At 69.9% G+C, this 18,024-nt stretch carries 17 protein-coding genes; 7 read left to right on the top strand and 10 right to left on the bottom strand.

Annotated features, from left to right (window positions below):
* Positions 1 to 5 precede the first annotated feature (5 nt).
* The 7 genes from Q9R33_RS05095 to sigK all read right to left on the bottom strand — a co-directional run bounded on the left by Q9R33_RS05095 (position 6) and on the right by sigK (position 5,581).
* Positions 6 to 893, bottom strand: a complete 888-nt coding sequence (locus Q9R33_RS05095; protein WP_311293061.1) for an aminodeoxychorismate lyase — start codon at positions 891 to 893, stop codon at positions 6 to 8.
* Positions 894 to 1,339: 446 nt separating this feature from the next.
* On the bottom strand, positions 1,340 to 2,167 hold the full coding sequence (locus tag Q9R33_RS05090) for a DUF559 domain-containing protein (RefSeq protein ID WP_310245441.1): 828 nt from the start codon (positions 2,165 to 2,167) through the stop codon (positions 1,340 to 1,342).
* A 289-nt stretch (positions 2,168 to 2,456) separates the two neighbouring features.
* A complete protein-coding gene (locus Q9R33_RS05085) occupies positions 2,457 to 3,095 on the bottom strand; it encodes a DNA-directed RNA polymerase subunit beta (protein ID WP_311293059.1) in 639 nt (212 codons plus the stop codon).
* Positions 3,096 to 3,177: 82 nt separating this feature from the next.
* A complete protein-coding gene (locus tag Q9R33_RS05080; protein WP_056369457.1) occupies positions 3,178 to 3,585 on the bottom strand; it encodes a VOC family protein in 408 nt (135 codons plus the stop codon).
* A 59-nt stretch (positions 3,586 to 3,644) separates the two neighbouring features.
* Entirely contained in the window at positions 3,645 to 3,992 is a 348-nt protein-coding gene (locus tag Q9R33_RS05075; protein WP_310246216.1) for a helix-turn-helix transcriptional regulator, read from the bottom strand.
* A 153-nt stretch (positions 3,993 to 4,145) separates the two neighbouring features.
* A complete protein-coding gene (locus Q9R33_RS05070; RefSeq protein WP_311293257.1) occupies positions 4,146 to 4,979 on the bottom strand; it encodes an anti-sigma factor in 834 nt (277 codons plus the stop codon).
* The gene (sigK, locus tag Q9R33_RS05065; protein WP_200919486.1) at positions 4,979 to 5,581 is read right to left on the bottom strand and encodes an ECF RNA polymerase sigma factor SigK; all 603 of its coding nucleotides are present in this window, start codon (positions 5,579 to 5,581) and stop codon (positions 4,979 to 4,981) included. The genes Q9R33_RS05070 and sigK overlap by 1 nt, the downstream gene beginning before the upstream one ends.
* 347 nt (positions 5,582 to 5,928) lie before the next feature.
* On the opposite strand from sigK, the gene Q9R33_RS05060 reads away from it, so the two are divergent.
* Positions 5,929 to 6,597 (top strand): fasciclin domain-containing protein, encoded by a 669-nt coding sequence (locus tag Q9R33_RS05060; protein WP_311293058.1) that lies wholly within the window; start codon positions 5,929 to 5,931, stop codon positions 6,595 to 6,597.
* A gap of 199 nt (positions 6,598 to 6,796) precedes the next feature.
* Positions 6,797 to 8,227, top strand: coding sequence for a serine/threonine-protein kinase (locus Q9R33_RS05055; protein ID WP_311293057.1), 1,431 nt, complete (start codon positions 6,797 to 6,799; stop codon positions 8,225 to 8,227).
* Positions 8,228 to 8,232: 5 nt separating this feature from the next.
* Here the strand turns inward: Q9R33_RS05055 and Q9R33_RS05050 are convergent, their stop codons facing one another.
* Positions 8,233 to 8,697, bottom strand: a complete 465-nt coding sequence (locus tag Q9R33_RS05050; RefSeq protein ID WP_311293056.1) for a hypothetical protein — start codon at positions 8,695 to 8,697, stop codon at positions 8,233 to 8,235.
* Between the two features lie 516 nt (positions 8,698 to 9,213).
* Here Q9R33_RS05050 and Q9R33_RS05045 point away from each other — a divergent pair.
* Genes Q9R33_RS05045 through Q9R33_RS05025 form a run of 5 tightly spaced genes read left to right on the top strand, consistent with a single transcriptional unit; the run spans position 9,214 to position 17,243 of the window.
* Positions 9,214 to 12,921: a nitrate reductase subunit alpha gene (locus Q9R33_RS05045; protein WP_311293055.1), complete on the top strand. Its 3,708-nt coding sequence runs from the start codon at positions 9,214 to 9,216 to the stop codon at positions 12,919 to 12,921.
* Positions 12,921 to 14,612 carry a nitrate reductase subunit beta gene (gene narH, locus Q9R33_RS05040; RefSeq protein WP_056369443.1) on the top strand — a complete coding sequence of 564 codons (1,692 nt, stop codon included), beginning with the start codon at positions 12,921 to 12,923 and terminating at the stop codon, positions 14,610 to 14,612. Before Q9R33_RS05045 ends, narH begins: the two co-directional genes overlap by 1 nt.
* Complete coding sequence (gene narJ / locus Q9R33_RS05035) at positions 14,609 to 15,232, top strand: nitrate reductase molybdenum cofactor assembly chaperone (RefSeq protein WP_045298048.1); 624 nt, start codon at positions 14,609 to 14,611, stop codon at positions 15,230 to 15,232. The genes narH and narJ overlap by 4 nt, the downstream gene beginning before the upstream one ends.
* Positions 15,232 to 16,020 carry a respiratory nitrate reductase subunit gamma gene (narI, locus tag Q9R33_RS05030; protein ID WP_056369439.1) on the top strand — a complete coding sequence of 263 codons (789 nt, stop codon included), beginning with the start codon at positions 15,232 to 15,234 and terminating at the stop codon, positions 16,018 to 16,020. The genes narJ and narI overlap by 1 nt, the downstream gene beginning before the upstream one ends.
* Complete coding sequence (locus Q9R33_RS05025) at positions 16,017 to 17,243, top strand: NarK/NasA family nitrate transporter (protein WP_045298044.1); 1,227 nt, start codon at positions 16,017 to 16,019, stop codon at positions 17,241 to 17,243. Before narI ends, Q9R33_RS05025 begins: the two co-directional genes overlap by 4 nt.
* A 22-nt stretch (positions 17,244 to 17,265) precedes the next feature.
* Here the strand turns inward: Q9R33_RS05025 and Q9R33_RS05020 are convergent, their stop codons facing one another.
* Both Q9R33_RS05020 and Q9R33_RS05015 read right to left on the bottom strand, forming a co-directional pair.
* Positions 17,266 to 17,568 (bottom strand): hypothetical protein, encoded by a 303-nt coding sequence (locus Q9R33_RS05020; RefSeq protein WP_056369437.1) that lies wholly within the window; start codon positions 17,566 to 17,568, stop codon positions 17,266 to 17,268.
* A complete protein-coding gene (locus Q9R33_RS05015; protein ID WP_056369435.1) occupies positions 17,565 to 18,011 on the bottom strand; it encodes a GNAT family N-acetyltransferase in 447 nt (148 codons plus the stop codon). The genes Q9R33_RS05020 and Q9R33_RS05015 overlap by 4 nt, the downstream gene beginning before the upstream one ends.
* Positions 18,012 to 18,024: the final 13 nt, after the last annotated feature.

Raw genomic sequence — 18,024 nt, 5'->3', positions numbered from 1 at the left:
AGCGCTCAGTCGCGTGGACTCAGCAGATACCGGTTGAAGGACGCGGTCAGCTCGGCGTCCAGCGGGACCTCGATGCCGTCGATCGCCGTGATCGGCGCTGCGAGCCGCACGCTGGACACCAGCCACGCAGCATCCGCTTCGCCGAGCGCGCTGGTCGGAAGCACCTCGTAGCCCGTCTCATGCCCCTGCGCTTCGAGGTGGGCGAACAGGCTCAGCTGCGTCGTCCCATGCAGGATGCCGCCGTTGGGCGCCGGGGTGACGAAGCGCCCGTCAAGGCGGAGGATGAGCGACGCCGTGGGCGCCTCGAGCACGAAGCCGTCGGACGTGACGAACACGGCATCGTCGGCGCCGCGCCGCTTCGCCTCGCGGATGGCGGCCATGTTCACGGCGTACGACAGGGTCTTGGCGCCCAGGAGGAGCCACGGCGCCCGGGCGGGGGTGTCGATGCCGTAGCCGCGGTCCATCGTGACGACCCGGATGCCCCTCTCGCGGGCGATCGAGTTGTCGGCGGCGGCCGTCGCGGTCACCCAGGCTGTGGGCGCCGGACCGTGCTCGACGCCGCGGCTCAGGATGAGCTTGATGACGCCCTCCCCCTCCCTCGGCGAGTGCTGTGCGGCGACGGCGACGGCCTGGCGCCATTGCTCGAGGTTCGGGGCGGGGAGTTCGCAGATCTGCGCGGAGTGCGCGAGTCGTTCGAGGTGCGCCTGGGTCTCCTGCGCGTGACCGTCCACGACGCCGATCGACTCGAAGATGCCGTCGCCGCGCTGCGTGCTCAGCTCGCCGACGCTGAGCGCCGGGGCGGACGGGTCGATCACGCGGAACGAGTCGGCGAAATCGGGACGAGGATCATCGGATGCCGCGGGCTCGATCACCAGCGCGAAACGCAGGGCCATGCCCCGAGCTTAGGCGTTCGGGAATGCCGCGACCGCGGACTCGGTTACACTGGATCGGCCGGGCCGCAGTAACCCCGGGCTCCAAAATTTGCCGCTTCGAGCGGCGCCGCGCCGAGAGGCGTTCTGCGGCCCGGCACTTTCATGCCCGGGCAGTCCGCACCCGCTCTTCGAGGACGAGCTTCTCTCCCGCGAAGCGCATCGGCCCCCTGGCGCTCCACAGCCGGCACGTTCCGGCCCGGGCGGGCCCGCGCCGGTTCGGCGCCCCCACCGAGGACGCCCTGATGGCATCGGACTCCCGTCCGCACCCGCGGATCCGCGGGTGCGGACGCTCGCGGTAACACGCCGGTTGATCGGCGCATCCGCCGGCGTGTCCCCCACGCGGTCCGCGGCTGCGGATCCGATTCTGTGCGCACCGCACGACGAGCCCCATCCCCGGCCTCGGCGACCTATCGAAGGTGCAAGCCTCGGTCGATATGCGCGAGGATGGCCAACTCCACCGTCGGCCAGTCATGCACGACCATCGTGTAGTCGAACCTGAGTGACGAGTATCCCCATGCGGCGGCGTTCGCGTCGCGGAGCAGATCTCGATGCCGATGAGACTCTCCCTCGTGATTCGGCGCCCCGTCCACCTCGACGATGAGGCGTTCCCCGATGACGAAGTCGACCCGCCCGACCGAGACGATGGAGACCTGCGTGGTCACGGTGAGGCCGTGCGGTCGAAGCCGCCACCGCAACAGTGACTCCAACCCGCTGTCGGCGTCACTGCGCGAGTAGTCGATCGCATCGCGGCCCGCAGGTCCGACACGCTTGCGCAGCCACCGGAGCCCCGCAGCCGTCAGCTGACCGAGCCGGCGAGCCGACTCGAGGGTCACGAAGAACTCTTCGATCCCGCGGCACAGCAAGATCTGCCTCAACACGCGAGCCACCGTCGGCAGCCCGAAGGTCTCGGAGGTCGTGCCGTCATCCCAATGTGGCGCGCAGGTGCAGTCCGCGTGCGCATACGAACGCCCGTGGGCACGGAGCCATACGTGGGTCCGCTGGTCCGTGTCCAGGACCCACAGCCCGAGGTGCCGCGCCGCCGTCACGCATGCGAGCGAGCCACCGTGAGTGGCGGCTTCAGCCACTGCGTTGCACGCGCCCGAGCGCGCATAGACACCCCGACGGAGCACGCGCCATGAACCGCCGGCTACTTCGGCGCGGATGCGGCGGGGCGTGTAACCCTTCGCGCTCAACTCACGAAATGACATCACGGCAGGCGCGTCGACAGTGCACATTCCCTGATGCTCAGCCCCTCGGCATTCGGCTGCGCGCTGCTCACCTTCAATCTGTGGATATGCCGATCGTCATCCGGTCTGGGGAGGAAGCCCGGCGCGCGGAACGACACGGCACCAGCCCGAACACCGGCCCAGAATCGGATCCGCACATGCGGACATGCCCCGAAACACGCCGCTTCGCGGTGACTCTCGGCCGGCGTTTCATCCAGCGCGTCCGTACCTGCGGATCCGATGCTGCGCGCAGGGGCCCACGCGCAGCCAGGCGGTGGGCGGGCCGAGCCGGGTCAGGTCAGGTCAGGGCGTCGCGGCGCCAGAGGGCCGCGCAGGCGGTGAGGTCGGCGGCGTAGTCCGACAGACGCAGGGCGCGGGTGGTGAACGCCGACGCGCGGTCGGGCTCGGTCGCTTCGTAGTCATCGGCGACGTGGGTCGCGCCGGCGGCCTGCACCCGGCAGAACGCGGCCGCCCTGTCGAGCGCCACGGCGAAGTCCCCCTCGAAGAGCCCTCGCAGGATGGTGTCGACGAGGGAGACGAGTTCCTCCGGCCCTGCCGGGGACGGAGCGCCGGCCACCACGTCGTCGGCAGAGCGGAGCTCGGCACGGCCGCGCTCGTAGAGGAGCGCGGCCGTGCGCGGGTCGTCGTGGATCATGAGCTGCACGAGGTACAGCCGCCACAGGGCGCCGGGAAGCGTCTTCGCGGGCGACCGAGACCACAGCTCGGCGAGGTCGTCGATGCCGTGCTCGTCGGTGAAGGCGACGAGCCGGTCGACGACGGTGCCGTCGGGGTCGGCCCTCACGCGTGCGAGCAGGGCATGGGCGGTCGTGTGCGCGACGCGGGAGACCTCGGCCGGGTCCTCGGCGGGAAACACCCGGTCGAAGAGTTCGGCCGGTCGGCGGACGGGCTTGTGGAACTCCCTGGACGAGTCGCTCATTCCGTCCAGGCTACTCGCCGCCGCGAGCACGGGCTCGCGCTGCATCGCGGCGACCCACGGCAGGCACACGTCGCGCGCCGTCTCAGACCTGGTTGAGGCGGATGTGGTTGCCCGCCGGGTCGCGGAAGGCGGCGTCGCGCGGACCCCAGCCCTGCTCCTTGGGCTCCTGAAGCACCTCGGCGCCGAAGGCGCGCAGCTTCTCGAAGGTGGCGTCGAGGTCGGACGTGGTGAACACGTAGGGTCCGGGGCCGGAGCCCTTCACGACGAGGCGCTGCAGCGCGTCGCCGTCTTCGGGCGAGCGGCCCGCGGTCGGGTCGGAGACCACGAGCGACAGGCCGGGCTGGCCGGGGAACCCGAAGCTCACCCAGCGGTGGCCGTCGTAGGCGACGTCGTTCACGACCTCGAGGCCGAGTCCGTCGCGGTAGAAGGGGATGGCGGCGTCGACGTCGTCGACGGTGATGGGGCTGTACGCCAGGGCGATGTTCGTCATGGCTGCCACGCTACGGCGGCGGCGCCCCGCGCGCTTCTCCGATCCTGCTCGGTTCCGATTCAGGCGTAGCGGGTCGGGCGCGTGAGGATCTTCGCGACGCAGAGCGGCATCGCCTCGGCGGCGTCGTGCGGGCGTGACCGGTACGAGCTCGGCGTCTCGCCCACGATCTCGGTGAACGTCGAACTGAACGAGCCGAGCGAGGTCGCGCCGACGGCGGTGCAGGCATCCGTCACCGACATGCCTTCGCGGAGCAGGGCCATGGCGCGCTCGATGCGCCGGGTCATCAGGTACGCATAAGGCGTCTCACCGTACGCGGCCTTGAACTCGCGCGAGAAGTGCGCGGGGGACATGAGCGCCCTCGTCGCCATCGTGGGCACATCGAGCGGCTGCGCGTAGTCGCGATCCATGAGATCGCGCGCGCGGCGCAGGTGCGCGAGGGTCTGGGTCGACTGTGCCGTCTGTGTTCTCTGGGGGACGGATGCCACGGCCTCACGCTACCCGGATCGGAGGCGTCCCGGTGCGCTTCGACGTGCTCGGCGACCGGGCGTACGTGGCCGACGTCAGGCCGTCGGGATCGTCACGATCGGATCGGACGACGGCTCCCCCGTCGGCGAGCCGCCCTGGGGCTCGATCGTCACCGCGATCACGTCGCCGGGTTCCATCGCGCCCTCGAGCAGCGCGGTCGTCGTCCCGTCGGTCGGCTCGAACACCCCCGCGGGCACCGCGCCGCCGTCGCGCACGAACCAGAGCTCGAAGCTCTCGTCGTCCGCGATCTGCGGCAGTCCATGCGACACCAGGACGACTTTGCCCACCGACTCCGACCAGTGCGCCGTGGACGTCCCGCCGTCCGCGACCTCGACCGTCGCCGACCGGGCGTCAGGGGCGTCCTCGATCTGCTGCAGCGCCACGACCTCCGGCGGCCGGTTCATGTACTCGTTGATCTGCACGGCCCCGAGGCCGAGCGCGACGAGCAGCACCATGGAGGCGGCGAGCGCCAGGATGCCCCGCGTCCAGCGACGTCGCGAGACCGCCTGGATCACCGCCGTCGGCGGGGGCGGCTCGACCGGCGGTTCGTCTCGGTGCCGTTCCGGTGCGGGTGGCGGGGCGGGCGTCCACCGATCCACGGGCTCGGCAGTCGCGGCCACCGCCGCGTCCATCGCGGGCAGCTGCGGAGTCGTCGCGATCCGCGAGAGCAGCGTAGAGCGCAGCGTCAGCGGAGGCACGGCGTCCGAGACGGTATCGGCGAGCGCCACGGCGGTGGCGGCATCCGTCTCGATCCAGTGCTCCCATTCGGGGTGCTCGCGGCGCACCGCCTCGAAGGCCGCGCGGTCGGCGGGCGACAGCGCGTTCAGCGCAGCGCCTGCGGCGAGCTCGGCGAACTCCTGCTCGTCCATCACGCCGTCACCCCCATCTCGGCCCGGAGGCGCGACAGGCCGTCCCGCATCCTCGTCTTGATCGTCCCCAGTGGCGCCCCCACCAGGGCCGCGATCTCGCTCTGACTGTAACCCCCGTAATACGCGAGGGTCAGCGCCTCCCGCTGGGCATCGGGAAGCCCCGACAGCGCCACCGCCACCTTCTGCCCCTCGATGCGGAGCTCGACCTGCTCCGCGACCCCGTCGTGGGCGACGTCGAGGTCTCGGAATCCCGCGCGCACGTCGCGATCCGTGCTCGCCTGCGACGACCTCACGCGGTCGACGGCTCGGCGATGCGCGATCGTCAGCACCCACGATCTTCCCTGACCTCTGTTCGGAGCGAATCGCGCAGCGGATTGCCACACCTCGAGGAAGACCTCCTGCAGCACCTCCTCGCTCTGTGCACGGTCGACCAGCACGCGAAGGATCAGACCGAACACCCGGGGAGACAGCAGATCGTAGAGGCGGGCGAACGCCGCCTGGTCGCCGCCCGCGGCGCGTACGAGGAGCTGTGCGACGCGATCGACGGGCTCCGTGCCGTCCTCCGGCACGTCGATCCCGTCGATCACCATGTGTTCCAGCATGCCTTACGCGCTTCCCTCCGACCCGCCGTGGCCTCGCCCGGAGGTGAACGAGTACACTTCCACGCCCGGCGGCACCCCGACGTCGAGAGCGCGGCGGTGACCGCCTTGCTCTCCGCCCTGGTCTCGGGCGATACGTCATGCGTCATGGGTTGTTCGCGCCGGCCCCGCGTTCGGATTGCGGGGACCCGAGACGGATGCTGCGACCCCGGGCGGCAGCATCCGTTTCACCCGATCTGCAATCCGATGCGACGACCCCTCCGAACAGTCCGTGTAGCCGCTTTCGCGGCACACTCCCCGCACCGGGGACACGCAGACCGCGGTCCGAGGACCGCACAGAGGAGGAAAAGATGTCTCGCATCACCCGGAAGCGCGTGTCGGCAGGACTGATGCTCGCCGTCGCCGCGACCTTCGCGCTGTCCGCCTGTTCGATGGGCGGATCGACCGCAGAATCCACGACCGAACCTTCGACGTCGACACCCTCGATGGAGGCCAGCGAGGAGCCGATGACGGCCGATCCCGCCGCCGACCTCGTCGGCCCCGGCTGCGCGGCGTACGCCGAAGCCGTGCCGGACGGAGACGGATCGATCGAAGGCATGTCGGCGGATCCGGTCGCGGTCGCGGCATCCAACAATCCGATGCTGACGACGCTGACCGCCGCCGTGAGCGGGCAGCTCAATCCCGACGTGAACCTCGTCGACACGCTGAACGGAGACGAGTTCACGGTGTTCGCGCCGGTGGACGACGCCTTCGCGATGATCGACCCCGCCACCATCGAGTCGCTGAAGACCGACAGCGCGACGCTGACGTCGATCCTCACCTACCACGTGGTTCCGGGCCGGATCGAGCCGGCCGACATCGCGGGCACCCACACCACGGTGCAGGGGTCCGACCTCGAGGTCACGGGCGAGGGCGACATGTGGAAGGTCAATGACGCCAACGTGATCTGCGGCGGCGTGCAGACCGCCAACGCCACCGTGTACCTCATCGACGCGGTCCTGATGCCTCCGGCTCAGTGACCGAACGCCGGCGTCACGCCGGCCATGTGGGGGCGGCGCGGCCGCCGGCGCCTGCGAGGTGCGCCGGCGGCCGCGCTGCACGCGCTTGCACGTCGGGGGGAGCCTCGTCAACCCCTCAGTCGGCGAGGAGGGCAGTCCGTACCGTGGAACAAGGCCCGATGCGGCGCCGGAGGGGTGCGCGCAACGGGTGGGAGGACATGTGACTGACCTGCTCGCGTCCGGAGAGATCGCCACCGGCGAGCTCTTGGACGGGCGCTACCTGCTGCGGGAACGCATCGGAGAGGGCGGCATGGCGCGCGTGTATCGCGCCGACGACACCCATCTGCAGCGTGCCGTCGCCGTGAAGGTGTTCCGTGAGCCGACCGACGCCATCGGCTCCGTCGAGCGCGCCCTGTCCGAGACGACGCTGCTCGCCTCCCTCAGCCATCATTCGCTCGTCACCGTGTTCGATGCCCGGGTCGGCACGGATGAGAGCAGCTATCTGGTCATGGAACTCGTCGACGGCATCACGCTGCGCGACCTGATCGCACGAGGACCCGTCGATCCCCGCGTGGTCGCCTCGATCGCGATCGACATCGCGGAAGGGCTCCACGTGGCACACGACCACGGGGTCGTGCACCGCGACATCAAGCCTTCCAACGTGCTCCTGTGGTCCTCGCCGCGGCCCGGGTGGGAGTGGCGCGCGAAGCTGGCCGATTTCGGCATCGCCTACCTGATGGACTCGGCCCGGGTGACCACCCCGGGCGTCATCGTGGGCACGATGGCGTACGTCGCGCCGGAGCAGGCTCGAGGTGTCGCGCCGGCGCCACCCGCCGACATCTATGCCTTCGGTCTGCTGCTCATCGAGGCGCTGACGGGCGAACGCCCGTTCGGGGAGGCCGAGGGCATCGGCACGGTCATGGCGCGACTGTCGGCGGCGCCGAGGATCCCGGAGTCCCTCCATCCGGCATGGCAGGGTCTGCTGCGCGGGATGACCGCGATCCGCCCCGACGACCGGCCGACGGCGCTCGAGATCGTCGCCACGGCGTCGCGCCTGGCAGCGATGGAGAACACCATCGCCCGCGAGAACGCCGACCCGTCGACCGCGCCGATCGCCACGATCGCCACGGGCCCCACTCAGGTCTTTCCCCCGCCGGCACCCGCATCGCCTCCCGTCGCGCCCGGAGCGCTGCGCCGCGATGCCCGTATGTCGGTGGCCGGTCTGAGGATTGCCGAGGAGACGGATGCTGCCGCACCGGCACCGGTCCTCCCCACTGTGCCGGACGACGAGCGTCGTCCCTCGCGTCGGACGCTGCTGATCGGCGCAGTGCTCGCGGCGCTCCTTGCGATCGCGATCGCTCTCGGAACGCTCTGGCTGGCGAACAGTTGGGGTGCGGAACCCGAGCCCGCGCCGACTTCCCCCGTCGAGCAGGTTTCCCCGGCACCGACGGAGGACGCTCCGGTCGAGGAAGCACCGGTGAACGCGCCCGCCGAGGAGGTCACTCCCGACGAGGCGCCGCCGGCGGACACCGGTGGAGGCGGGAGCGACAACAGCGGACCCGGCAACAACAACGGCAACGGCAATGGGAACGGGAACGGCAGCGGCCCCGGCAGCAACAGCGGGAACGGAAACGGCAACGGGAACCGCTGACCGAGCTATCGGTCCATCGCTCGGCGCATCGCCTCAGACCGCCAGTTCACGCCGCCCCGCTCGAGCGTCACGATCGCGTGGCAGTTGCGACACCGGACATCGCACTTGGCGATCTCCTCTTCGAGCTTGGCGATGCTGAAGCCTTCCCGCACCATTGCCATGACGTCCTTGCGTTTCCCGTCGCCGGGTCGATGATCGAAATCGAGCACGCGCAAGTCACCGATCCCGCAGTCGACGCACGGGTGCTCGCGGAGATATACGGCGAGGAAGGCTTTCGCCGCCGCGCGACGCATCGCCGTGCGTTCCACGATGACCTGCACATGCCGCTCGCGATTGCGGGCGTAGTAGGCGCGGGAAGACTCGCGATTGCAGTGTCGGCAGACCTCCTGCAGACCATCGGCACGCGCGGACTTCCGGTTGAACTCCGTGAGGGGCTTGAACTCACGGCACGTCCCGCAGCGTTTCAGCACGTTGGTCGGCCTCCTCGCGTGGATCGAACATCAGCAGCGCCGATCGTAGAGCCGGGCACCGACGCTCCGAGCATCGCTCTCGGATTGCTAGGGTGGACAGGCCCCTATAGCTCAGTTGGTTAGAGCAACGGACTTCAACAGAACAAAATGGAGCGCCGGCGCAGAAATGCGTCGGATGACCGCCGCTATATGCTGGGACGCCCTGAGAGCCCGAGGTACTCGCCGGAGACGGCAGTGACAATCCGAGGGATTGGGTAATCAGCAGGTAACCGCAAGGGAACCTCAGAGACTACACGCGGCGCACCTGACCGGTCCGGCCGAAGGTGAAGATATAGTCCAGACTGCAAGCCGGAGACGGTGGCTGGGGAAAGCCCAGTGCAGCAGGTTAATCCGTGGGTCCAGGGTTCGAGTCCCTGTGGGGGCACCACTTCCACTCGATCGAGCGGCCGTCCAGCCGTCGGTTCTCCGGCGCGCCCCCCTGGTGCAACATCCGGACGTTTCGCTAGGGTCCGAGTCATGACGCCCCAGATCGGTGTGGACGGTCCGGCTTCCGACGCCTTGCTGCGCGCAGGGCGGTTCTTCACGAGGTGGGACGAAACCGCCGATCATCGTGCCGCCTTCCTCGAAGGCGGGCGCGAGGGCGACGCGTTCTACCGCGATCGGTGGAGCCACGACAAGGTCGTCCGGTCGACGCACGGCGTGAACTGTACGGGCTCCTGTTCGTGGAAGGTGTACGTCAAGGACGGCATCATCACGTGGGAGGCCCAGGAGACCGACTATCCGAGCGTCGGCCCCGACCGTCCCGAGTACGAGCCCCGCGGGTGTCCCCGCGGGGCTGCTTTTTCGTGGTACACCTACTCCCCCACCCGCGTGCGCTACCCGTACATCCGGGGCGTGCTGCTCGAGGAATACCGCGCGGCGAAGGCCCGCACCGGTGACCCGGTGCTCGCTTTCGGCGAGATCACGAAGAACCCCGAGACGCGCCGCCGCTACCAGCAGGCGCGCGGCAAGGGGGGTCTCGTGCGCGCGTCATGGCGCGAGGCGGTCGAGCTCGTCGCCGCCGGGTACGTGCACACGATCAAGGAGTACGGCCCCGACCGGGTGGCGGGCTTCTCGCCGATCCCGGCGATGTCGATGGTGTCGCACTGCATCGGCACGCGCTTCACGCAGCTCGTCGGCGGCGTGATGACGTCGTTCTACGACTGGTACGCCGACCTCCCGGTCGCGAGCCCGCAGGTGTTCGGCGATCAGACCGATGTTCCCGAGTCCGGTGACTGGTGGGACGCCACGTACCTGATGATGTGGGGCTCGAACGTGCCGGTCACCCGCACGCCCGACGCGCATTGGATGGCCGAGGTGCGCTACCGCGGCACGAAGGTGGTCACGGTCAGCCCTGACTACGCCGACAATACGAAGTTCGCCGACGAATGGCTGCCGTGCCAGGCCGGCACCGACGCGGCACTCGCGATGGCGATGGGCCACGTGGTGCTCAAGGAGAACTACGTCGACCGCCGCGTGCCGTTCTTCGCCGACTTCGCGCGCCAGTACACCGACCTCCCCCACCTCGTGCGGCTCACCGAGCGCGACGGCGCGTATGTTCCCGGCACGTTCGTCACTTCGAAAGACCTCGGCGGCGGCACCCCCGAAGACGAGTGGAAGACGGTGGTGCTGGATGCCGCGACCGGCACTGCGCGCGTGCCCAACGGCTCGATGGGCTTCCGGTACGCCGCGTCCGGCGAGGGTCGCTGGAACCTCGACCTCGAGGGCGTGGAACCGGCGCTGTCCATCGCCGACCTCCCCGACGCAGCGGGAACTCCTGAGGCCGTGGAAGTGCTGCTCCCCCGCTTCGACTCCGCCGACGGCGAGGGAGCCGTGCTGCACCGAGGCGTCCCGGCGACGCGGGTGGGCGGCATCCTGGTGACGACCGTCCTCGACCTGATGCTCGCCCAGTACGGCGTCCCCCGTGATGGGCTGCCCGGCGACTGGCCGACCGGGCTCGACGACGCCGAGTCGCCGTACACGCCCGCGTGGCAGGAGGAGATCACCGGCGTGCCGGCGCAGGCGTGCACGCGCATCGCACGCGAGTTCGCGGCCAACGCCATCGAGTCGAACGGCCGCTCGATGATCATCATGGGCGCCGGCATCTGTCAGTGGTTCCACGGCGATGCGACGTACCGGGCCATCCTGGCGCTCCTGATCCTCACCGGGTCGATGGGGCGCAACGGCGGCGGCTGGGCGCACTACGTCGGGCAGGAGAAGTGCCGCCCGATCACCGGCTGGCTGTCGCTGGCGAACGCCCTCGACTGGAGCCGCCCGCCGCGGACGATGATCGGCACCGCGTACTGGTACATGCACACCGACCAGTGGCGCTTCGACGGTTACTCCGCCGACGCACTGGCGTCGCCGCTCGCCGAGGGCAACCTCGCCGGCATGCACACCGCTGACACGATCGCCCAGTCCGCGCGCCTCGGCTGGATGCCGTTCTACCCCCAGTTCGACGTCAACCCGCTCGACCTCGCCGACCGGGCCGACGCGGCGGTGGCGAACGGAGAGGCGGCGGATGCCGCATCCTTCGTCGCCTCGCAGCTCTCGTCCGGCGAGCTGCAGCCCGCGATCGCCGACGTCGACGCGCCGGAGAACTGGCCGCGCCTGCTCACGCTGTGGCGGTCGAACCTCATGGGATCGAGCGCGAAGGGCAACGAGTACTTCCTCAAGTACCTGCTCGGCACGCACAACAACGTGATGGCGACGGACGAGGCGAGCGTGCGCCCGAACGACGTGAAGTGGCACGACGAGATCCCCGAGGGCAAGCTCGACCTGCTCGTGTCGGCCGACTTCCGCATGACCTCGACGACGCTGCTGTCGGACGTCGTCTTCCCGGCCGCGACCTGGTACGAGAAGCACGACCTGTCGTCGACCGACATGCACCCGTTCGTGCACGCCTTCACCCCGGCGATCGACCCGCCGTGGGAGGCGAAGAGCGACTTCGACCTGTTCCATGCGATCGCCGTCGAATTCTCGGCGCAGGCGCGCACCCACCTGGGGACGCGGAAAGACCTCGTCTCGGTGCCCATGCAGCACGACACCCCGGGCGAGACGTCGCAGCCCGGCGGCGAGGTGCGGGACTGGGCGCGCGGCGACACCGCCGGCATCCCGGGCAAGACCATGCCGCAGTTCACGGTCGTGGAGCGCGACTACACCGCGATCGCCGACAAGCTCGCCGCCGTCGGGCCTCTCGCCGACCAGCTCGGGTTCACGATCAAGAACGTGACCTACGACGTGGCGCACGAGGTCGAGCGGCTCGCCCAGAAGAACGGCGTCATGCTCGGGGGCGCAGCCGATGGCAGGCCCGCGATGGACACCGACGTCAAGATGGCCGAGGCGATCCTGGCTTTCTCGGGCACGACGAACGGCGAACTCGCGTCGCAGGGCTTCCGCACCCTCGAGAAGCGCGTGGGCAAGCCGCTCGCCGATCTCGCCGAGGGTTCCGAGGAGAAGCGCATCACGTTCGCGATGACGCAGGCGGCGCCGGTGCCGGTGATCACGTCGCCGGAGTGGTCCGGCTCCGAGACGGGCGGGCGCCGGTACGCGCCGTTCACCGTCAACATCGAGCGGCTCAAGCCCTTCCACACCCTCACCGGGCGCATGCACTTCTACCTCGACCACGCGTGGATGCGCGACCTCGGCGAGGCCCTGCCGATCTACCGCCCGCCGCTCGATATGCACCGCCTGTTCGGCGAGCCCAAGCTCGGCCCGAACGGCGAGCAGCAGGTGGTGGTGCGCTACCTCACGCCCCACTCGAAGTGGTCGATCCACTCCGAGTACCAGGACAACCTCTTCATGCTGTCGCTGTCGCGCGGCGGCCCCACGGTCTGGATGAGTCCGGCGGACGCCGCGGCCATCGGCGCCGCCGACAACGACTGGGTCGAGTGCGTGAACTCGAACGGCGTGCTCGTGGCGCGGGCGATCGTGTCGCATCGCATGCCCACCGGCGTCGTCTACGTGCACCACGCGCAGGAGCGCACGATCGACGTGCCGAAGTCCGAGGCGACCGGCCGGCGCGGAGGCATCCACAACTCCGTCACGAGGCTGCTCGTCAAACCGACGCACCTCATCGGCGGGTACGCGCAGCTGTCGTACACGTTCAACTATCTGGGGCCGACCGGCAATCAACGCGACATGGTGGCGACGGTGCGCCGTCGCTCGCAGGAGGTGGTGTTCTGATGCGCGTGATGGCCCAGATGGGCATGGTCATGAACCTCGACAAGTGCATCGGGTGCCACACCTGCTCGGTCACATGCAAGCAGGCGTGGACGAACCGGGCCGGCACCGAATACGTCTGGTTCAACAACGTCGAGACCCGGCCGGGCCAAGGCTACCCGCGCCGCTACGAGGACCAGGAGCAGTGGCGCGGCGGGTGGACGCTCAACAAGCGCGGGCGACTGTCGCTGCGCACGGGCAGCCGCGCGAAGCGCCTGTTCTCGATCTTCTCGTCGCCGGTGCAGCCGAAGCTCGAGGACTACTACGAGCCCTGGACCTACGACTACGAGACGCTCATCGACGCGCCCCTCGGCGACGACTTCCCAGTCGCCCGGCCGAAGTCGCTCATCACCGGCGAGGACACGAAGATCACGTGGTCGGCGAACTGGGACGACGACCTCGGCGGCGCGAGCGAGATGGGCCATCTCGACCCGATCGTCGAGCGCGTGCGGCGCGAGTCGGAAGACAAGATCAAGCTGCAGTTCGAGAAGACGTTCATGTTCTACCTGCCGCGGATCTGCGAGCACTGCCTCAACCCGTCGTGCATGGCGTCGTGCCCGTCGGGCGCGATCTACAAGCGGGCCGAGGACGGCATCGTGCTCGTCGACCAGGACCGCTGCCGCGGCTGGCGCCAGTGCATCACCGGCTGCCCGTACAAGAAGATCTACTTCAACCACAAGACCGGCAAGGCCGAGAAATGCACGCTGTGCTATCCGCGCCTCGAGGTCGGCATCCCCACCGTCTGCTCCGAGACGTGCGTCGGGCGCCTGCGCTACCTCGGCCTCTTCCTCTACGACGCCGACCGCGTCACCGAGGCGGCATCGACGCCCGATGAGAAGGACCTGTACGAGGCGCAGCTCGACCTCATGCTCGACCCGAACGACCCCGAGGTGATCGCGGCGGTGCGCGCACAGGGCGACATCCCCGACGACTGGATGGATGCCGCGCGCCGCTCGCCCGTCTACGCCCTGGCGAAGACGTACCGGGTGGCGCTGCCGCTGCACCCCGAGTACCGCACCATGCCGATGGTCTGGTACATCCCGCCGCTGTCGCCGATCGTCGACCTGCTGCGCGACCAGGGACACGACTCGGAGGCCGCCGGCACCCTCTTCGGCGCGATCGAGGCGCTGCGGATCCCCGTCGAGTACCTCGCCGAGCTCTTCACCGCGGGCGACACCGACATCATCACCGGCGTGCTGTGGCGCCTCGCCGCGATGCGCTCGTACCTGCGCGACATCACGCTCGAGCGCGAGCGCGACGAGTCGATCCCCGAGGCCGTCGGCATGACCGGCGAGTCCATCTACGCGATGTACCGGCTGCTCGCGATCGCCAAGTACGAGGACCGCTATGTCATCCCGACCGCCCACTACGAGCGCGCGCACGAGCTCGAAGAACTCGGCTGCTCGCTCGACTTCGACGGCGGCCCGTACGGCAACGAGTCGGGCATGTTCGGCGAGGCCAGCGGCCGGCCCGTCCCCGTCGCGGTCGAGACCTTCCACGCCCTCAAGGAGCGCCAGACCTCTGACGCCGCCGCCGGCGGGGAGTCGCTGCGCGGCCGCGTCAACCTCCTCAACTGGGACGGCAACGGCGCACCGCCCGGTCTCTTCCCGCCGAAGGATGCGGCTCCGGATGCCTCGGCAGGGGGCTCGTCGTGAACGTCCGGGTGGTCTACCAGGCAGCGTCGCTGTGCCTGAGCTACCCGGATGACGGCGTGCTCGGCTCTGCCGCCCTGATCGGCCGCGCCGTGTCGGAGGCGGCGCCTCGGGCGGCAGCATCCTTCGCCCCTCTCCTCGAGTGGTGGGAGAAGACGCCGGCCTCCGAGGTGCAGACCGTGTACGTCGACACGTTCGACATGTCACGGCGCCACGCGCTGTACCTGAGCTACTGGACCGATGGCGACACGCGCCGGCGCGGCGCGGTGCTCGCCGATCTGAAGCGGCGGTACCGCGAGTCCGGGCTCACGATCGACGGCACGGGCGAGCTGCCCGATTTCCTGCCGCTCGTGCTCGAGTTCGCACGGCACGCGCCGGGCGAGGGCGCGGCGCTGCTGCAGGAGTACCGGCCCAGTCTCGAGCTCATCCGCCTCGCCCTCGCCGAGCGCGGCTCGCCGTACGCCGGCGTCGTCGCGGCGGTGTGCGACACGCTTCCCGGCCGCTCCCCCGCCGACCGCCAGCAGGCGATGGCGATGGCAGCCGCCGGACCGCCGCGCGAGTCCGTCGGCCTCGACGCCCACGACCCACGGCTGCTGCCGCTCGAGCCGGTCGGGAGGCGCTGATGGACCTGTTCCTGTGGGGAATCCTCCCCTACATCATGGTCGCGGTGCTCGTCGGCGGCACGATCTGGCGCTACCGCTACGACCAGTTCGGCTGGACCACGCGCTCGTCGCAGCTCTACGAGTCGCGGCTGCTGCGCATCGGCTCGCCGCTGTTCCACTTCGGCATCCTCGTCGTGATCATCGGCCACGTCATCGGCCTCGTGATCCCCAAGGCGTGGACCGACTTCTTCGGCATCTCGGATGAGATGTACCACCTCGCCGCGCTGGGTCTCGGCACCGTGGCGGGGATCGCGACGCTCGTCGGCGTCGGCATCCTGATCTACCGCCGCCGCACCACCGGACCGGTGTTCATGGCCACGACGAAGAACGACAAGACCATGTACGTCGTGCTGGTGGCCGCCATCGTCGCGGGCCTCGCGACCACGGTGCTGGGGGTCATCGGGCCCCACCAGGAGCTCACCTACCGCGACACGGTCTCGCCGTGGTTCCGGTCGCTGTTCGTCTTCCAGCCGAACATCGCCGCGATGAGCGAGGCGTCGCTCGACTACCAGATCCACACCGTGATCGGCATGGTGCTGTTCATGATCTGGCCGTTCACCCGGCTCGTGCATGCGTTCACCGCGCCGGTGCACTACCTGTTCCGCCCGTACATCATCTACCGCTCGCGCGACGGGCGGCCGACGACGGCGCGCGGGATCCGCCGCGGCTGGGCGCCCGTGGGCACCACCGACCGCACCCCCGACCGCAAGGCGACCACCACAGGCAAGACGGGAGGCACACGACGATGACGACGGATGCTGCGGCCACGGCCGCGACCGGGACCCAGGAACTGCCCGGCCGCACGAAGAACCTCCTGCTGGCACTGCTGGCCTTCACCATCACGTTCTGGGCGTGGAACCTGGTCGCACCGCTCGCGGTGCAGTACACGGCTGAGATGGGGCTGACCTCGACGGAGGCGTCGCTGCTCATCGCTACGCCGGTGCTGGTCGGATCGCTCGGCCGCATCCTCACCGGTGCGTTCACCGATCGCTTCGGCGGGCGCCTGATGTTCACGGTCCTGACGGCGGCGTCTGCCGTGCCCGTGGTACTGGTGGCCCTCGCCGGCGTGTGGGGGTCCTACGCGCTCATGATCGCCTTCGGGTTCCTGCTCGGCATCGCCGGCACGACCTTCGCGATCGGCATCCCCTTCGTGAACGCCTGGTACGAGCCCGCCAAGCGCGGCTTCGCCACCGGCCTCTTCGGCGCCGGCATGGGGGGCACCGCGCTGTCGTCGTTCTTCACGCCCCGCATGGTGGCGTGGTTCGGCTACGTCGCCACGCACCTCATCATCGCGGGCGCGCTGCTCGTGGTCGCGGTCATCGTCTGGCTCTTCATGCGGGATTCGCCGCTGTGGAAGCCGAACACCGCCCCCGTCATGCCCAAGCTCAAGGCGGCGTCGAAGCTCGCCGTCACGTGGCAGATGGCGTTCCTGTACGCCGTGACCTTCGGCGGCTTCGTCGCCTTCTCGACGTACCTCCCGACCTACCTCAAGGAGGTCTACGGGTACGACCTCGCCGACGCCGGCGCCCGCACCGCGGGCTTCGCGATCGCCGCGGTCATCGCACGACCGGTCGGCGGCTGGCTGTCGGACCGCATCGGGCCGGCGACCGTGCTCAGCATCTCGCTCAGCGGCGCGGCCGTGATGGCGGTGGTGATCGCGCTGCAGCCGCCGCCCGAGCTCGCTGCGGGAGCCTCGTTCGTCCTGATGGCGCTCTTCCTCGGACTCGGCACCGGCGCGGTGTTCACGTGGGTGGCGCAGCGCGCACCGGCCGAACGAGTCGGCACCGTCACCGGAATCGTGGGTGCCGCGGGCGGGCTCGGCGGCTACTTCCCGCCGCTCGTGATGGGCGCGACCTACAACGCCGAGGCCCACAGCTACACGATCGGGCTCAGCCTGCTCTGCCTCACCGCCCTGGTCGCGCTGGGCTTCGTGATCTTCCTGGCCCGGCGGGAGCGGCGCGCGGCGAGATGAGCGACGGGGTGGTGGCGCCTGGTCAGCGGGCGATCGAGGCGGCGACGACCCAGGCGGCGATGCTGAGCACGAGGGCGATCAACGGGTACCAGAACGCGCGATGCTTTCGCGACAGCGCGACGATGCCCGCGACGGCGCCGATCACGGCGAGGGCCAGCGGCAGGTAGCCGCCCAGCACGATCGCCACCGTGTTGTCGTGGTTGCCGATGGCCCACACGAGCGAGACGAAGAAGAGCACCACCGCGGCGCCGACCGAGAACCCGATCAGGAGCAGTGTCGCGACGAGGTCGCCGATGCTCCGCTCCGTCGGGGCCGAGGCGCTCATCGGCCGAGCCCGATCTCGTAGTGCACGAAGCCGGTGTGCGTCGCGACACGGTCGTAGAGGGCCCGCGCGGTGGTGTTGGTCTCCTGCGTGAGCCAGTACACCTTCGCCGCGTCGTGCGCGCGCGCCCACTCGGTCACGTGGGCGATGAGGGCGCGACCCACGCCGCTGCCGCGCGTGCCGGGGGCGACGAAGAGGTCCTCGAGGTACACGTAGGGCGCCGCCGACCACGTGGCCGCGTGCGTGAGCCAGTGGACGAAGCCGATAGCGCGCCCGTCGTCGGTCGCGACTGCCCCGTGGATCGGGAACTGCGGGTCGAGGAGGCGGTTCCACGTCAGCGCGGTCTGCTCGTCCGACACCTCGGACTCGTAGAACTCGATGTAGCCGCGCCAGAGCGGGAGCCAGGCGTCGCGGTCGGCAGGGGCGAGGGGGCGGATCTCGGTCACGAGCCCGAGAGTA

The sequence above is a fragment of the Microbacterium sp. PRC9 genome, from assembly GCF_031844125.1.
Classification (GTDB): domain Bacteria; phylum Actinomycetota; class Actinomycetes; order Actinomycetales; family Microbacteriaceae; genus Microbacterium.
The sequence above is the reverse complement of the archived record's forward strand: the minus strand, read 5'-3'. Positions and strand labels throughout refer to the sequence as shown.

What these genes read in the sequence shown, in the direction of transcription:
- sigK (WP_200919486.1), bottom strand. Translation starts at nt 5,581, where the DNA reads ATGCTGGAACACATGGTGATCGACGGGATCGACGTGCCGGAGGACGGC.
- Q9R33_RS05060 (WP_311293058.1), top strand. Translation starts at nt 5,929, where the DNA reads ATGTCTCGCATCACCCGGAAGCGCGTGTCGGCAGGACTGATGCTCGCC.
- Q9R33_RS05080 (WP_056369457.1), bottom strand. Translation starts at nt 3,585, where the DNA reads ATGACGAACATCGCCCTGGCGTACAGCCCCATCACCGTCGACGACGTC.
- Q9R33_RS05090 (WP_310245441.1), bottom strand. Translation starts at nt 2,167, where the DNA reads ATGTGCACTGTCGACGCGCCTGCCGTGATGTCATTTCGTGAGTTGAGC.
- Q9R33_RS05075 (WP_310246216.1), bottom strand. Translation starts at nt 3,992, where the DNA reads ATGGATCGCGACTACGCGCAGCCGCTCGATGTGCCCACGATGGCGACG.
- Q9R33_RS05070 (WP_311293257.1), bottom strand. Translation starts at nt 4,979, where the DNA reads ATGGACGAGCAGGAGTTCGCCGAGCTCGCCGCAGGCGCTGCGCTGAAC.
- Q9R33_RS05085 (WP_311293059.1), bottom strand. Translation starts at nt 3,095, where the DNA reads ATGAGCGACTCGTCCAGGGAGTTCCACAAGCCCGTCCGCCGACCGGCC.
- narH (WP_056369443.1), top strand. Translation starts at nt 12,921, where the DNA reads ATGCGCGTGATGGCCCAGATGGGCATGGTCATGAACCTCGACAAGTGC.
- Q9R33_RS05020 (WP_056369437.1), bottom strand. Translation starts at nt 17,568, where the DNA reads ATGAGCGCCTCGGCCCCGACGGAGCGGAGCATCGGCGACCTCGTCGCG.
- Q9R33_RS05045 (WP_311293055.1), top strand. Translation starts at nt 9,214, where the DNA reads ATGACGCCCCAGATCGGTGTGGACGGTCCGGCTTCCGACGCCTTGCTG.
- Q9R33_RS05025 (WP_045298044.1), top strand. Translation starts at nt 16,017, where the DNA reads ATGACGACGGATGCTGCGGCCACGGCCGCGACCGGGACCCAGGAACTG.
- narI (WP_056369439.1), top strand. Translation starts at nt 15,232, where the DNA reads ATGGACCTGTTCCTGTGGGGAATCCTCCCCTACATCATGGTCGCGGTG.
- Q9R33_RS05095 (WP_311293061.1), bottom strand. Translation starts at nt 893, where the DNA reads ATGGCCCTGCGTTTCGCGCTGGTGATCGAGCCCGCGGCATCCGATGAT.